Below are 16277 nucleotides of genomic sequence, written 5' to 3'. Positions count from 1 at the left end.
GACTGTCACCGCTTGTCCTCGACTTCCGATTGCCTCCACCGTCCTGCGTCATTCGTCCTGCATCATTCGAAGTGAACGACGATGCGAATGGCACTCGATGGAATCACCCCGTTAGGCCACGTTTTGATCCCGATGTTGATCGCGATTCTGGTTGTGTTCGCGAACGCGTGGAATCAAAGCGGCAAGCGAATCGACCGTTTTGATATGCAAATCTCGCTGTGGATATGCAATTTGAATTCCCGCACGATGCAGCTCGGTTGCTATCGCCACGTTCAACTGATTCAAAACGATCGGGTACATATCTCGTTTGGGAATGAACACATGCAGCCGAATGTCGAGCGCACTCTCGGTAAACCCCTTAAACAAGGTGCTCGGGGCGGGCTCCTTCATAACGGCGGGATTTCGTTCCGCAATCCTCATTAAAATCCGTTGCACATGATGGACATCGGTCCCAAAGGCCACCCCTACGGGCAACACAATCCGGCTGATGGGATCAGATAACGTCCAATTGATGACGTTGTCGGTGATAAAGGTTTTGTTAGGCACGATCATCTCGCGACGATCAAAATCGGTGATTGTGGTCGCACGCATTTGCATACGAGTCACATTGCCCGTCAAGTTCCCCACCGTCACCATGTCGCCGACTCGAATGGGACGCTCGAATAAAATGATCAAACCGCTAACCAGGTTTGCAAAAATCTCTTGCAAGCCAAAGCCTAGCCCCACGGTCATCGCCGCAGCCAACCACTGGACACTGCTCCATGACAAGCGGATCACGCTGCAGGCAAACAGCGTTCCTGCGATGGTTGCCGCATAACGCACGAGGATTGCCACGGCTTGTTGTGTCCCCGCTTCTAATGGCAATCGATCCAGCACGGTCAACTCCAGCACGATGGGGAGTCGCCGCCCGATCAACAACGTGGCGATGACGACCAACATCGCGGCAAACAGGTCCGTCAGCGTCGTAGGAACCGAGCGTTCGTTCATTACAATCGATTGGTAGCCCTGCTTGTCGACCACGGTTTCGGCAATCGATTCGATATTGGTCCACAGCACGACTCGGTCGAGCACGCGCAACGCCGGCAACACGTCCGACCAAATAATCCAACCGCCACAGATCAGCAACATCACGCTGGCCCATCGCAGCAGATCGCAAAACTCCGAGTTCACGGTTTCTTGGCTCGCATCCTCACCCAACGACTCGCTGTCCTCTTCGTCCTCGTCATGGTTGGCGATGTGATTAGCCAATTCCAGCGATTCCGCTTGCTCCGCTTCAATCGCAAGACTTCTGGCAAGCTCTCGATTGTAGCCATTGACTTCGAGCCAACCAATCGCGAGCGAGTACATCACGATGATGGTCACTAACGCCATCGCGGTTTCGGCTAGCCGCCCCGACAAATGATAAGCCGAAAAGTGGTATCCCACCAAGGATAGGATTGCAAATGCCAGCGGGGCTCCCGTGACGATGAACCAAATGGGATGTCGCAGCCGATAGGTAATCGACGTTGAATCTTCGCGTTGCAGGCAGAGCATGAAGGGCCCGCCGGGGCGAACTAACCATCCGATTTGAAGACCGACGAAACCTAGAATCGAGATGAACAGCAACCGTTGCAAACTTCGCATCTCCGCAACGTCACTAAATTGCGAAAGCTGGAGCAGGGCAAACACGGGGGTCCCGACGAAAACGGTTAAGTCCACGACGTTGCGCACCTTGGCAAGCGCCGTCGGGGACCACTTGAAGACTCGCTCCCCGACACTTTCGCGACGGCACATCTCTCGGACCAACGAGCATGCCCACAAGAACAGCACCGTAGTGATGCAGGCGTCGCCGACCGATTGAGTCCATTCCGTCGATCCACTCGCTAACCGCAATCGGTAACCGGCCGCAAGTAACAATACGGGCCAACGAACCGATAGGAAGACGGCGATTCCAAACGCGGCGGCGTAACGCGAAAATTTTGCTTCGCATCCGGGTTCAGGAGGTTGCGACAACCGCCGCACCGCGGCCAGCATTTGTGCATGGAAAAGCAACAGCAATAGAAACGAGGATGCCAGAAACACGACGAACACAGGACGTTGCAGCATGTCGCCAGCAAAAACACGAACCACTTCCACCCACTTCGAGGGCGTCATCAACGTGGCGAGCCCTTTGGACGCTTCACGGAGATCCTTTGCGGCAAACGCATCGGTGCTGCGAATCCAGAGCACTCGTTGGTCAAGGAATTGCCGAAACTCAGCAACCTGAGTCTCGACGCTCTGGTTGATCAATTCCAGTTCGTTTAAGTTGCGCAGCAATGCTTCTTGGTCTGCGATTGCGTTGTCCAACAGATCGCGTCGATCTCGCAACAATCTCGAGACCACCTCGACAACATTGGCATGATCATACTGCTGCACCGATGCTGGTAACGATTCGACCATCCGGTTTGCGGCGTCGTCGGGATCAGCGACGTCGCGTTGCATCTGTTTCCATTCGGTCAATTGCAAGTGGGTCGCAGGCATTTCCGTTGCCACTAATTCGACACGCTTGGCAAACGTCGAAGGCGAAGGAAGTTCCCCTCGCTGTTTTTGTAGCAGCAAACCTGTGGAGGAGGTAGCGCCGGCGTGTTCGACCTTGGACCGTAGCGTTTCAAACGCCTCGTTAAAATGCTTGGCCTTGGTGTTAAGCAGCTCGATCATCTTGCCGATGCGTTCAATATCGGCCGCAGTCTTGATTCGCGACTCCGCAATCTCCGCATTGATTTCGGCAGCGGATTTCAAGGCGGGATGCGATTCGTTAGCCACCCGACGCGCCTCAGCCGCTTGACGCAACGACTCGTCCTTGCGCCATTTATCAAGGGCAACCTGCCAACTCGCCAGGTGTTTCTTGCGTGTGTTGACCGCCCGATTTAAGATATCGCGTTGCAATGGCAACAGCGGAGCGACCTCTTCTAAACGCCGTCGCTCGGCCTTCATCGTCAGCAATTGCTGCTCAAGGCAGGCCACGCGGGCCTGTTGCTCCATCGACTGAATCCGAGACGACAGATTTTCGGTGCCGAGTGTGGCGACTTGCTTCTTCGCATCATCGATTCGCTTCTCGATGTCCAAGATCTCCTTCGCCAATTCGCCAAGACGAACGGTGCGATTTTCGATCTCGCGTTCCTTGCTGTGGAACTCTGATTCCTCGGCTTCCATTTGCGTTCGCAGAGCAATCAGTTGCTGCTCGAGCTGCGCAATCGTGCCTCCCATCGGGACGGCAGGCGGTTCGGAATCGACCGAAACGGCCATCGCGGCTTGGGCCTCCGCGAGCACTTTCGGCAGCGTCAACAGGAACGCCTCGATTTCGGCGGAACGCTTCCTGGCGATTTCCTCGTTGTCCGTCCAAACGATCGCTTTTCGCAAGCGTTCGACGTAACCTTTGCGGACCTCATCGGACAAGTTTGTGGCCGCTTCGACGGAAGCCAGTTCCGACTGGATCGTTTCCTTCTTCGCGGGCGCAGCGGCGTTCGTTTCTGGGGCTGCAGCCGCTTCGTTAAAACTAGCGGGAACGACGGCGTCGTCGAGATGTGCTTGGTAACTCGCTTGGACCGCTGTAGGCTCGGGAAGCGTTAGCCCCTGACCCGCAACGCCATGGGATCCCATGGCCACCGCGATTGCCATCACGATGGCTGCGGAATGGTTCGCAAAAAGTTGCTTATTGGATTGCATACAATGGTTTCAAGCGACGCGAGAGTAGCGGTGACAAGGGACACCGAATACTGAATTCAAACCCAAAGGGTCAAGCCGTAAAACGAACGACTGCAGCGCCTCGTACCAACTCATATTGCACGCAAAAAACCAGCACCATCACAAACAAAATGACATCGTGACGAAGCACGAGAATCCGGGATCCGCAACCGACGTTACCCCAGCTCACGGTTGAGACATTGCAGCGCTGACTGGACGCGAGACGAGCGAACCGGAGCGATAATGCGAGACCGATAATGCGAGACCGACGTTGCCGGAGCGTGCCGCATGAAACCGATGCACGATGGACCTGATGCGTTCCAGTCCGACCGGGGGCTAGCGATCGAGAGTCCGCGTCGCCTGGGCAACGCGAATATGCGGAGTATTCAGCCCCCGCAAAAAGGAGCGAGTTCCTTGAACACGCACCTCGCTATTGAGGTGCATCCGTAGGTTCAGCCCCGGCGATGGCGTAACGTACGCGAGCGTTTGCCCTCCGTTATCGGTAATTGCAAACGGGGGACTGTCCTTCCGTGCGGAGTAGACTTGGACCAAGAATCCGGTAGCGGTTAATTCTTCGACACCGCTTTGGCTGTGCTCCGATGGCGATGCCATAGGCTGCGACATGACGGCACCGGTATCTGCGTGAGCAAGAGGGGCACTTGCCACGCTAACCGAGCCCCTTGCTGAAGCCGCTTGGGCAACGGGAATCGATGGCGATCCCGTCCCTTGAATCACCGCAGCGCCATCACGCCGTTCGGCGACGCGTTGGTACTGCTCAACACGCTCGGCCAACAACCGAGCACGCCCGGCGATAACGGAGTCGGGATTGGTGACGGAAATCTGGTGCGCGGCTCGAGCGACAGGAGCCATTTCTGCGGACGACGCACTGGCCGCCATCAAACGAGAGAAAATCAAGCTCAATCGCTCGACGTCCGCCGCGCGGGCTTCGGTCTCGATTGCTGCAATCGCAGACGAAGAAACGTAGCGAGTCGCAGGAGAGGGCAAGGCAGTTTGCACCTGAGCCAACGGCCCGGGCGTGGCCGCCGCCATCGTGATCGGTTGCAGATGGGTGGCTCGCTGGACAGCGTCCGCCGGGCCAGCTGCCGTTGCGGTTGCTGGGCGGACGGCCCCTGCGACCCAGTTGGCGTCGACGGCTTCGGCGACTTCCCCTGGGGCACTGTTGTTAGGGCTTGCGGGTTCAAGCAACCCACTGCCGATTTGACGAATACCTGCGTTGATATCTGTTAGCCTTGGGCGTCCAATAAATTCGAGTGACGCCAACAGTCCTCGCTGAGACGCTGCGTCCGAAACGGGATGCTCGTGCTTCGATTTGCTCGCTTGCCGATCCGCCGAACTCGAACGCCACTCTTCGTTTAGCCCACTACCAATCGGCTCCGGCGTCGTGACGTCGCCCGTTCGGGGAGCCTCGTTCAACTGAGGCGTGTCGCCTTGAGGCACCGGGGCGAGTGCGGCTGCAGATGAAGGAGTGGACGCAGCGACGAGCGGCATCGCGACCTGCGACACCGATGCGCCTTGCGAGCGGTTCCCCTCTTGCTCGCCCTGCACGGCAAGCGGGGCCTCGGTTTCTCGCCGAGGCTCCAAGCGAGATTCTCCGCGCCCGGCGAAAGCATCGTTGCCGTTGCTATTCTTGGCGACTTTTTCGGTTGGCAAGAATTCGATCCCCTCGCTCGATTTCTGCCGGATCGCTTGCACGAGCTGCTCAGCGCTCTCGGCGGTTTGACTTTCGTGGATCCAACGGAATTCGCCCGAGGGCGGGACGATCCGGTACCATGTGCGCGGGCCGTCGGCGCCATCGCGTTGGCCGCTTCCGAGAATACTAACCTGCTCACCTGAGGCGAGCTGTACTTGCCAACGGAATTGGCGTGCGCGTCCGAGGTGGGTTCCGATCCAAGCGACGGTTCGGTCCTCGGTCACCGCCGCGGTGTCACCGTTGCCGATGAGCTCGACCGCATCAGCCGGAACCCAGCAAAAACTATCGTCAGGTGGGCGGACGCCGAGCCATCCGTCAGCAGTCTCGACGTAGACTTCGAGCTCCTGTCCATAGCGAAGCGGGTCGGTTCGATAGTGATCGTCCGATGGACCGCAACGCGCATAAGCCTCGTCTTGGGCCACGAAGACGACATACGGCTCGGAGGCCAAACTTCCGTCATCGGCTCGCAACGACTTAGGCGCGTCAACACAAACGATCGCAGCCAGTGCAACAACGCTTAGCCAGCTAACATTTTTTGGCGAGCCCATTGGGACGTCTTCTCTTAAAGCGGATCAAATTCGGGGAACGGAGCCTGTTGTTAGCCATTCGGCAGCAGCGGAGACAAGAGGAATCTTTCCGGATCGTGTCGCCGGAGCTGTTTTATTTGCCGGACGCATGAATTCGGCGTTTACCCGCCTTGGCGTCGAACCCTACAATTCGGTAATAAATGTTCAGTCGGTGGGTATCGTGTAGCCCGCTCCGAAGGACCGATTCGATGCCGATGGCCAATGAGGCCGTTGCAATGACGAACGTTGGGCTTCCGCGATGACCATTCTGATTAGCTGTGAAACGGGAGGTGATCGAGTCCCCGATTGGCTCGCCGGCTCCTCCTTTCTACTCCCCCAAGACTCCATTCGATTGGGTCCGGCGGCCGAGGTTGGCGGTGATGGCGTCCCTCTTTGCCAGCACGCGGAGCGTTTGTTACCCAATATCACGCTGGCGCATCCCGCTTTCATGCCGGGGCACTTGCCCGCGCAACTTCCCGGCGACGAACCGGCGCGTTACGTCGCTCGCCGACTGGCGAAGCTGCTCTGTGTTCCCGTGATTGAAAACGTGCATTCGCCCGAATTGATTGACGTGACCCGCTCGACACGCCATCGCAACGTGATGTCCGCGACAGTGCGGCGGTGGCCTGATGAAGTTCGCCAGCGGCTCATTGATGAGGTCCATACAGCCTACCGAACCCGGGTGCAGCATGCGATTGAACAGCAGACGCGGCGGAGCGGATACGCCATTCACGTATCGGTTCGCTCGTTCGCGCTTCGCAGCAACGGCATGCTGCGGCGAACGGACATCGGGCTGTTGTATGACCCGTCACGCGACGATGAGGTCGATTTTTGCCTCGATTGGATGGACGAGATGTACGACGTCATTCCGATGGTGCGCGTTCGCCGGAATTATCCTCGCCGCGGGACGACCGAAAGCTTAATCACCGCCATGCGGAATTATTTTCCCGCGGAAAGGTATATCGGTGTCGAGTTGTTGCTGAACCGAGCGTGGGCTAAGCGCCGCGTTTCGCAAAGGGATCGAGTGATCCAAGGAATTTGCGATTCGCTGCTCGCATTGCAGGGGTCTCAAGTCGCCAACGCCGCCTAAGGGCAGTCACGCCGCCTCGATGCCGCCAGGATGCGATGCCCGAGAGTCGGCAACGAGAGCCGTCACCATCAAGAAAAGTAGTTTTCTTGTCTCGCTAGATCTGGCACTTCGGAGTGCGGCCAGCCAAGTTTACCCTTGGGCGGGCATCCCTGCGGCGTGGAATGCGACGCGAAGTCCGCTGTCGCGGTGCCGCGAAGCTTAGCCAAGGGACGCATTTTGCCTGGTTTCCGACAAATGGAGCGGCGTCGTTCGCGTCAGGCCGAACAATTGCTTTCTGCGACGACGTGGTGTGACTCTATTGACGCTAACTCATTATGATTTCTATACTTCAGCGCTTCGGTGGGGTTTCGCTCTAACGCCAATCGCCCCTCCGACACCGACAGCTCCGATGGCACCTGAATCTGCGTGTCAATCCAATCCAAATAAGACGAAGCGATGAACAGCGAACGCCGCCACGAACTGCAAGAAAACATACTCGCCAACTATCTCGTTCGGATCAACCAAGCGATTGAGCCGTATTCGCGTCCCATTGCCGTGGGATTGGCCGCACTTTTGGTCGGCGGGATTGGCTACGCGATCTACACCAGCAAAGCAAAAGAAGATCGTAGCCAAGCGACGTTTGAGTTAATGATGCAGCAGGCTGGATCGCAGGATCCAGAAGGCCTTGCCACCGTCGCGGTAAAATATCCTGGCACCCCAGCGGCAGCATGGGCCCATCTGTATCAAGGCAGTACGTTGTTGGCCCAGGGAACACGGACCCTTTACACCAACCGGATGGATGCCGAAGACCAGTTGAAGGGAGCGAGCAAGGCGTTTCGCAACGCGATCACCGAAGGCGGAAACGAGTTATTGCTCTCGCGAGCCCATTTCGGCATCGCGCGTAGCGAAGAGGCGCTGGGCGAACTCGACAGTGCAATCGCGGCTTACAAAGAGTGTGCGAAAATCGGTGAATCCGAGGAGATGGTCAAGGCGTGTGAGGAACGGATCGCTGCCCTCTCGAACGAAGACACCAAGGACTTCTTGGTTTGGTTCAAGGATCAAGACTTTTCGCCAGCCGACCCATCGGCTCCCCCTTCGCTCCCCAGTGGTGCGATCCTTCCCGAAATGCCCGACTTGCAACTTCCCGATCTGGGCGGCGCCAGCGACAAAGAGCCCGTGGATGGGTTGAATCTTCCTGAGGAAGGTGCCAGCGAAGAAATGAAAGAAGAACCTGCGAAAGAAGAACCTGCGAAAGAAGAACCTGCGAAAGAAGAACCTGCGAAGGAAGAGCCTGCAAAGGAAGAACCCGCAAAGGAAGAGCCTGCGAAGGAAGAGCCTGCGAAGGAAGAACCCGCGAAGGAAGAGCCTAAGCCTGAGGTGAAGAAAGAGGCCACTGAGCCCGCCGAGAAGAAGGACGTTGAACTCGCTCCGCCAGCAGATCCTAAGCCGGAAGTGCCCGAAACCGCCGAAGCGGCGACTGAGTCGGACGCCTCGTGAGCCAAGACTCTCCCGACGACGACATCGTACTTGGCTCCGGCGAAACCGGGGTCGAAGAATCAAGCGATGAGCAGAATGAGGATGACACGTGTGAAATCCGCATCGGCGAAATGGTCTATCGAGACATCGTCGTGCCTGAGTCCGCGACGGGTCAGCGGATTGATTATTTCTTGACGCAGGCGTGCGACGGCTTTAGTCGTACACAGATCACGCAAGCGATTCAGGCCGAAGGTGCGACGCTGGACGGGCGAACGGTTCGTCCGAGCGTGAAAATCCAAGCGAATCAACGAATCCGCTTTCGCGTCCCCGAGCCAGTATCGGACGACACCGTCCCCGAAAACATCTCGCTCGATGTGTTGTATGAAGACGACGGCTTGGTCGTTGTCAATAAACCACCTGGGATGGTCGTGCATCCGGCGCGCGGCAATTGGACAGGCACGTTGACCAGTGCGTTAGCGTTTCGCTTTCAGTCGCTTTCCGATGTGGGAGGCCCCACGCGGCCTGGGATCGTGCATCGACTCGACCGTGACACCAGCGGTGTGATCGTGGTCGCCAAGACCAATTCGATTCACGTTCATTTGTCGGAACAGTTCGCTAACCGCGAAGTGGAAAAAGAATACTTTGCGATCACGGCCGCACGCATTGATCGCGATCGCGACATCATCGATGTGCCGATTGGTCGCCATCCGTACCAACGCGATAAAATGGCGATTCGCGAGAATCATGCTACCAGCAAGGCCGCATCGACGTTCTATGAGGTGATCAGCCGGCATGGGCGTTTCACCCAAGTACGCGTCAGGCCAAAGACGGGACGCACGCACCAAATCCGAGTTCACTTGTCTCACATCGGGGCCCCGATCCTTTGTGACCGCCTCTATGCGGGGCACGCGGAGGTTTCGCTGGGGATGCTTACGGGCACTCGAGATGCCGCGAAAGACACCGTGTTGCTCGAACGCCAAGCGTTGCACGCTCGCAAGTTGACGTTTCGCCATCCACAGAGCGGGCAAATGATGACCTTCGAAGCTCCCTTGCCGGCCGACCTAATGCGTGTCATCGAGCGGCTCGAGCAATTGCCGTAGCGTTACGATCACGGCCGCAGGGCTCGCATGGGCCCGGTACCGAAGGCGCGGTGATCTCGCTTGGAATCGGCCACCTCAGGGGATTCGAAACGTCATTCGGCTTGGACCTTGGAGAGCACGCGTCCGTGGTGGAATCGCGTCTCGAGTAGATCGCCGGGTTTTAGCATGCCAGCGTCCGAGATCGCATTTCCGTCGGCGTCGAGAGTCACGCTGTAGCCCCGTGATAGCACCGCGAGCGGCGAGAGCGCCGAAAGCGAAGCGGCGAGTTCACCCACTTGACTCCGCCCCTGCTTCATTTGGCCGGTCATCGCGCGACGTGCCCGCGCATCCAACTCATCGAGCAATCGAGCTCGCAGCTGAATGATCTCCATCGGTTTGCGTAGGATCGGCCGCTGCTTCAGTGCGGCAACTTCGCTTTGGCGTTGGAGAATGGAAAGGCGGATCGAACGGTCGAGACGTTGACGCAGATTGACAGCGCTGGATTTCAGCGACATTCCGTCCGGCAGCACCCGTGTTGCCGCATCGGTCGGAGTCAACGCGCGCAGGTCCGCGGCCAAATCGCAAAGCGTTACATCGATTTCGTGCCCTACCGCCGAAACCGTCGGAATCGAACATGCGGCAACCGCACGAACCACAGGCTCCTCGTTGAAACACCAAAGATCTTCGAGGCTCCCGCCACCCCGCGAAACAACCAGCACGTCGAGCTTAGGAGTGATGCGCTCAGCAGCCCGGATGGCGGCAACGATCGAACGCACCGCCCCCTCCCCTTGAACCAACGCCGGGATCACCACCACGTCGGCACCATGGTAACGATTGGACGCGGCTTGCAGAAAATCGCGAACCGCAGCTCCAGAAGGGCTTGTCACGATCCCAATGCGTCGAGGCAACGAGGGCAATGGGCGTTTTCGCTCGGCCGCAAACAAACCTTCTCGCTCAAGCTTCGCTTGCATTTGCTGAAAGGCCAATTGCAGGGAACCGATCCCCTGAGGCTCAAGTTTGCGGACCACCAATTGGTACGTCCCCCGCGCCGCATAGACGTCGAGATTGCCAAAGCACAGCACCGCTTGACCATCTTGGAGATCGTGCTTGATACGAATCGCCGTGTTGCGCCACAACACCCCACGGATTTGCGCATCGTCGTCCTTCAGCGTGAAGTAGATGTGCCCGCTCCGCGCACGAACGAGATCGGAGATTTCGCCGGCAACCCAAAGCGATGGGAACGTTCCCTCCATCACCGCTTTGATATGTCCATTGAGTTCCGAAACCGAAATGGCGTGAACGGGGTCGGCAATTGCGGCGGCGTCGCTCACGCGTTCCATTCTCCCGAAAAGACTTCGACCGCTCCGCCTGTCATATTCACTCGCCCGCTCGTTTCGTTCCACTGGAGCACCAGGTCGCCTCCGAGCAGATGGTTGAGGATCTTGCGATCCGTGTTGCCGGTCAACACGCCAGCGACACAAACCGCCGACGCCCCGGTGCCGCAGGCCCAAGTTTCGCCACTGCCGCGTTCCCACGTTCGCTGACGCACTTCGCTTCGCGAGATGATCTCGACAAACTCGACGTTGATGCGCTTAGGAAATCTTGGGTCGGTCTCGATTTTAGGTCCCAAGCCAAGCACCAACTCGTCGGTCGCTTGGGGGACAAAGATCACACAATGGGGATTGCCCATGGAAACGCAGGTGACCGATAGTTTCTGGCCGTCGAACTCAACTTCGTGCCCTACCACGTGACCGTGGTCGACCAGCGACGTAGGCACCAACGGGGCTTCGAGAATTGGCTCTCCCATATCGACCGTGACCGCTTCGACTTTGCCGTCGGCTCCGATCGTCAGCGATAAGTCGCGAACCGAACCGCCCGATTCGATTTTCAATTGCTCTTGTTTTGCAATCCCGTGGTCGAACACGTATTTGGCGACACAGCGAATTCCGTTTCCACACATCTCGCTCTCGCTGCCATCGGCGTTGAGCATCTGCATTCGTGCGTCCGCAATCTCACTGGGGCGAATCAGAATCAAGCCGTCCGCACCCACACCAAAATGGCGATGTGAGATGGACTGGGCTAATTCGGCAATGTTCCTGTCATCAAGATTCTCAGCAAAGCAATCGACGTAAACATAGTCGTTGCCAGCACCGTGCATTTTGGTAAATCGCATCAAGCACAAATTTCACGAAAAGGACGAAGGATAGAGTTCGCACTCAATCTAAACCGTAGCCTGTATTTTGCGTAGCCCGCAGCCGGATTGCCCAAATCGGAGGCGACTACCGCTGAGCAGGAATCTACATCAAAATGCGACATCGGTGATCGACAGCCCGAGAAAATTAGCCCGAGCCAACCAGCCTGACACGAAATCATCATGACACGCCCCTCCATTTTACTTGTCGGACTCGGCGTGGTCGGACGCGCCATCGCCCAGGCCCACTTGGACGCCAACATTTCGGTGACGATTGCCGACCAGAGCGTCGAGGCGCTGCAAAACAGCATCCGCGACTTCAAACTCGACCCCGCAGTATGGAGCGTTTCGGAAGTCAGGTTGGGCGAAGCGGAGATCATGATGGTCGACTTGGTTCACCATCAAGACGGCGTTAGCGAGTCGGGCGTTGATTCGCACGCGCCACGAATCTTGATTGAATCGATCGCCGAGCGATTGCAGATCAAACGCGACTTTTTTCAGCGTATGGAGGGTGTCCTCGATGAAGACTGGATTTTTTGCAGCAATACATCGACGCTTCGGATTGGGGACATCGCCGCTGCATTGTCGACGCCGTCGCGTCTTTGCGGCATGCACTTCTTCATGCCAGTGGACGTTCGTGACGCGGTCGAAGTGATCCCAACCAAGGGCATCCGCGAGCAGAATCTTGCCTCGGTGGCCCGACATGTACGCCGCTTGAATCGCTCGCCCTTGGTGGTTGCGGACGCCCCCGGCTTCGTCGTCAACCGCATGTTGTCGCCCTACTTAAACGAAGCGATGACGTTGTTGACACAAGGTGCCACCGCCGAGCAAATCGAACAGGCGGCGTTGCAGTTGGGGATGCCATTGTCGCCACTCGAATTGATCGACTTGATCGGCTCGCGAACGATGTTTGACGCTGGCCGGGTCTATTGGCAATCCTTTCCCACGCGCATTGATCCGTCGCCAATGCTACCCGCGTTGATCAAGGCGGGACGCGGAGGCCGGTTTGGGGGGGGAGGTTTCTATGACTACTGCGATGCCCAACGATCCGCGTCGCTCTCGCCCGAAGCAATCAAAATTCGCGATCGATACACCCGGGAAACGACGGCGTTTGCACACGACCAAGTCCTGCTGCGGTTGTGTATCCCAATGTGGATCGAAGCAGCGTTGTTGCTCCAAGACGGTGTGGCCCCGTCCTTGGACCAGGTTGAAATCGCGATGGCCGGAGGTCTCGGCTATTCGCACCGAGGCGAGTGGTTCCGCTGGTTTGACGCAATCGGCAGCGAAACGATCCGCTCGTTCTTGAACGACGCCCAAGCCCACTCCAAGTCGCTCCGCGCTCCTTTCGAATTGAGCGAGCTTCTCTCCACCCATACACCCACCGACGCGATCACCCGCTTTGCCAATCTCGCTCCGGCGTCCCCCTAGGACACTTACTTCGCAATGCCCTACCGAGAGGCTATGCATACGTGTTCTCGCCATCGCCGCGCGTTCCCAAGGGCTAGGCCGCGCGCCCCCAAGGCTCGAGCATTTTTCTCTTTGATGTAGTTACCGTCGCGTTCACGGTGGACCACGTTCTGGTGAACGTAGCTACTATTTTTACCTACGTCATTTCTCAAATCGCACTAGTCCGACGTGCGTTCCCAGTGCGAGTAAACCGCACCGGCATTCAGCACCGGCATTTAGCGTCGGGGACGGGGGGGCGAGACACGATGCTTGACGAGCGTGTCGGTCTCAAAGGCCCAGTCCGCTGGCACCACGAAACTTTTCCAAAAATTTTCCTGCCATCTGCGAACCGCGGGCAGGGTTGCTTCGTCTAGAAAAATAGCCTCAGAATTACTTGCTTCCATTTTGGTTGCTAGCGATAATGGGGATACCGTGTTGCGATGACGCGTCGCAACGAAACTTTCCGTACGATCTTTGATCCTCTCTGGTTGGCACCCGGATTGAAATCGTCAAACAAGTTTGTGAAAGGAGGTGATCAAGTGGATTATTGCTGTACTTGCCAACGGGGTGGTAACCCGTAGTTAGAAGTCGGCGGGCTGATGCTTCGGCGCAGCCACCCCACTCGCGATCATCTCCGTGATGGTACTGCGAGACACGCCCGTCTGTTGAGTCGCCCTGTGCGGCTCGACAGGCGGGATTTTTTTTACCCCTTCTTCGGTGGCCGATCTGCCGCCATCGCCCTTCCCAATACCGTCTCAAGCGGCGGAACGATGCAGCGTGCCAACGACAGCCGCATTGTTTTGACACGAAGCATGTTTTGACACGAAGATTGGTGGGCCAACAACATGCCCCCAGACGCGGGTAAGGATTGGGTCATGGGAGGACACGGCATGATGTCGAAGTTCGGATCTCTAGTCCTTACCGAACGCTAGCGCGTATCGTTGCCCGGATCGTTACTCTAGGCTGGCTCACTCTAGGCTGGATCGTTGCTATCGACTTTATTAGCGATGCTTTCAACCACAATCACAGCGACAACGGCGGCCACCGCCAACCCGACGAGCATCAGTAGACTTCCGGGCCACTCGCCGGCGGGCACAAATTCCATCTGACGAAACTTCGCCTCCAACTGCGCCGTCTCAGGTGTGGGTTGTTGCAGCGGCCACAGTTTCCCCACACTACCGATCATCAATCCGATCAAGGCTGCCATGGTGGTGCTGCGATGATGCTCTAAAAACCAATGCAACAACCGCGAGAACGCCAGCAGCCCAAAGGCGCATCCAGCGATAAAGACGCCAATCTGTGACAGCGATTCGAGCGTGAAATTGCCACGAACGGCGTCTTTGATCAAACCTGTCACCGGATGATACACCCCAAATAAAAGCAACACAAACGCGCCACTAATGCCCGGCAGGATCATGGCACAAATCGCAACCGACGCGCTTAAGAACAAGAATGGCAAGCTCATGTCGCCGCTGCCCATGGGCAAACACGTCACCGCAACCGCGGCCCCGATTCCAAGGCCACAGGCAATCGCTTGGGGCAACCGCCACTGGCTAACGTAGTTTTTGACGATCCAAATGCTTGCCAGGATCAAACCAAAGAACACCGCATACGTTTCGGGTTGTTTGTGATCGAGCAACCAGTGCATCACTCCCGCTAAAGAAACGATCCCCGTGGCGATTCCGATTCCCAAGGCCGCCAAAAAACGGAAGTCGATGTAACGCGCCGCGTCACGCAGCTTCCACTGGATCACGAGCGACAAGAAATGCGAGTCGAATCGCGAGATGGATGTCACCAAGCGTTGGTAGTGACCGAGCACCAATGCGACCGTGCCCCCGCTGACGCCCGGAACGGTATCGGCCGCTCCCATACAAAAGCCCCGTAGCCCATTGATCAAATCGCCCGCAATGGACGGATTCGAATCCCGCGTCCATGATCGGTTCGCTTGAACTAAGGCGAGCGACTCCGCTTCGCTCCGACTGGGAACACGTTCGGGCGAATTGGCTATGGGGTCATCGACGCGATGCATGAAAGCTTTCCTAAGTCACAAGGTTGTCGCAGAGTACAAAGCGACCGCTATAATCCGTTTTTCTACCCGGGGGCATGCCTCTTCCACAACTCGGGTTGTCAACCTAAAACCCATAGGGCTTCCCCGTAGGGATCGCCCTCCGAGCCCGCCGCTAGCTTCGTCCGACATTGCCTCAGGATCAACCAACCCGTGTTACAGATTCTTTTTCTCGCCATTGTTCAAGGGATCGCCGAGTTTCTGCCCATCAGTTCGTCAGGGCATTTGGTCGTTCTGGGGGCATTGACGGGAAAGCTTAGCGAATCGCCCACGCTCGAGATTGTTCTACACGCGGGCACCTTGGGCTCGATTTTGGTCGTTTATTGGCGGCGAATTCTCGATCTGTTGTTCAGCGATCGCCGGGTCATCTCGATGTTAATCGTGGGCACCATCCCAGCCGCGATTGTCGGTTTGACGATCAAGAGGAACTTTGAATGGATTATGAGATCCCCCTTGCTCGCCGGAGCAATGCTAATCGTAACAGGAATCTTCTTGGTCATTCTCGGGCGATTACGTCCTCGCGACGGCAAGTATCAAGAGATGAGCATCGTCAACGCTTTGCTGATTGGATGCTTCCAAGCCTTTGCAATCCTGCCGGGGATTAGCCGCAGCGGGTCGACCATTCTAGGAGCCCGATTGCTAGGCTTAAAACGCGAGGATTCCGTCACATTCTCGTTTTTACTGGCGATCCCCGCGATTTGCGGCGCCGTCGTGCTGGAACTAAAGAGTTTTATCGAGGCACGCTCGAGCGAGGCTGCCTCGTCACTGACCACCCCCGAAATGGGATTCACCCCGGGACTGCTAATGGTGGGCGCGGCGGTCTCTTTCGTCGTCGGGATCGTGGCCCTCAAGTGGTTGATCGGATGGAGCCGATTGGACCGTCTGCACTGGTTCGCATGGTGGTGCATTCCGGCAGGCATTGCCACCGTGGCCCTGGTTCTGCGGGGGGCCTGAAGCATGTCCCTTTGGGAT

General features: G+C 57.3%; 10 protein-coding genes. 4 read left to right on the top strand and 6 right to left on the bottom strand.

What is annotated here, in order from left to right; translation table 11 throughout:
- Nucleotides 1-111: 111 nt before the first annotated feature.
- Together Pla52o_RS06290 and Pla52o_RS06285 are read right to left on the bottom strand one after the other, a co-directional pair.
- Nucleotides 112-3684 (bottom strand): mechanosensitive ion channel domain-containing protein, encoded by a 3573-nt coding sequence (locus Pla52o_RS06290; RefSeq protein WP_146593755.1) that lies wholly within the window; start codon nucleotides 3682-3684, stop codon nucleotides 112-114.
- A 354-nt stretch (nucleotides 3685-4038) separates the two neighbouring features.
- Nucleotides 4039-5961 carry a hypothetical protein gene (locus Pla52o_RS06285; protein WP_146593754.1) on the bottom strand — a complete coding sequence of 641 codons (1923 nt, stop codon included), beginning with the start codon at nucleotides 5959-5961 and terminating at the stop codon, nucleotides 4039-4041.
- Between the two features lie 277 nt (nucleotides 5962-6238).
- Between Pla52o_RS06285 and Pla52o_RS06280 the strand changes: the two genes are divergently transcribed.
- Entirely contained in the window at nucleotides 6239-7069 is an 831-nt protein-coding gene (locus Pla52o_RS06280) for a hypothetical protein (protein WP_146593753.1), read from the top strand.
- A gap of 1037 nt (nucleotides 7070-8106) precedes the next feature.
- On the opposite strand, the gene Pla52o_RS27830 is transcribed toward Pla52o_RS06280, so the two are convergent.
- Nucleotides 8107-8442 carry a pentapeptide repeat-containing protein gene (locus tag Pla52o_RS27830; protein WP_390620841.1) on the bottom strand — a complete coding sequence of 112 codons (336 nt, stop codon included), beginning with the start codon at nucleotides 8440-8442 and terminating at the stop codon, nucleotides 8107-8109.
- A gap of 213 nt (nucleotides 8443-8655) precedes the next feature.
- On the opposite strand from Pla52o_RS27830, the gene Pla52o_RS06270 reads away from it, so the two are divergent.
- Nucleotides 8656-9624 carry an RluA family pseudouridine synthase gene (locus Pla52o_RS06270; RefSeq protein WP_146594109.1) on the top strand — a complete coding sequence of 323 codons (969 nt, stop codon included), beginning with the start codon at nucleotides 8656-8658 and terminating at the stop codon, nucleotides 9622-9624.
- Nucleotides 9625-9716: 92 nt separating this feature from the next.
- Here Pla52o_RS06270 and xseA read toward each other — a convergent pair whose 3' ends face one another.
- Entirely contained in the window at nucleotides 9717-10943 is a 1227-nt protein-coding gene (gene xseA, locus Pla52o_RS06265) for an exodeoxyribonuclease VII large subunit (protein WP_146593752.1), read from the bottom strand.
- A complete protein-coding gene (gene dapF / locus Pla52o_RS06260; protein WP_146593751.1) occupies nucleotides 10931-11776 on the bottom strand; it encodes a diaminopimelate epimerase in 846 nt (281 codons plus the stop codon). The genes xseA and dapF overlap by 13 nt, the downstream gene beginning before the upstream one ends.
- A gap of 201 nt (nucleotides 11777-11977) precedes the next feature.
- Here dapF and Pla52o_RS06255 point away from each other — a divergent pair, with 201 nt between their 5' ends.
- Nucleotides 11978-13222 (top strand): 3-hydroxyacyl-CoA dehydrogenase, encoded by a 1245-nt coding sequence (locus Pla52o_RS06255; RefSeq protein ID WP_146593750.1) that lies wholly within the window; start codon nucleotides 11978-11980, stop codon nucleotides 13220-13222.
- Between the two features lie 991 nt (nucleotides 13223-14213).
- On the opposite strand, the gene Pla52o_RS06250 is transcribed toward Pla52o_RS06255, so the two are convergent.
- A complete protein-coding gene (locus tag Pla52o_RS06250; protein WP_146593749.1) occupies nucleotides 14214-15269 on the bottom strand; it encodes a DUF368 domain-containing protein in 1056 nt (351 codons plus the stop codon).
- A 189-nt stretch (nucleotides 15270-15458) separates the two neighbouring features.
- Here Pla52o_RS06250 and Pla52o_RS06245 point away from each other — a divergent pair, with 189 nt between their 5' ends.
- Nucleotides 15459-16259 carry an undecaprenyl-diphosphate phosphatase gene (locus Pla52o_RS06245; RefSeq protein ID WP_146593748.1) on the top strand — a complete coding sequence of 267 codons (801 nt, stop codon included), beginning with the start codon at nucleotides 15459-15461 and terminating at the stop codon, nucleotides 16257-16259.
- The last annotated feature ends 18 nt before the right edge of the window (nucleotides 16260-16277 follow it).

This window comes from Novipirellula galeiformis, from assembly GCF_007860095.1.
In the GTDB taxonomy this organism is placed as follows: Bacteria; Planctomycetota; Planctomycetia; order Pirellulales; family Pirellulaceae; genus Novipirellula; species Novipirellula galeiformis.
The sequence above is the reverse complement of the archived record's forward strand: the minus strand, read 5'-3'. Positions and strand labels throughout refer to the sequence as shown.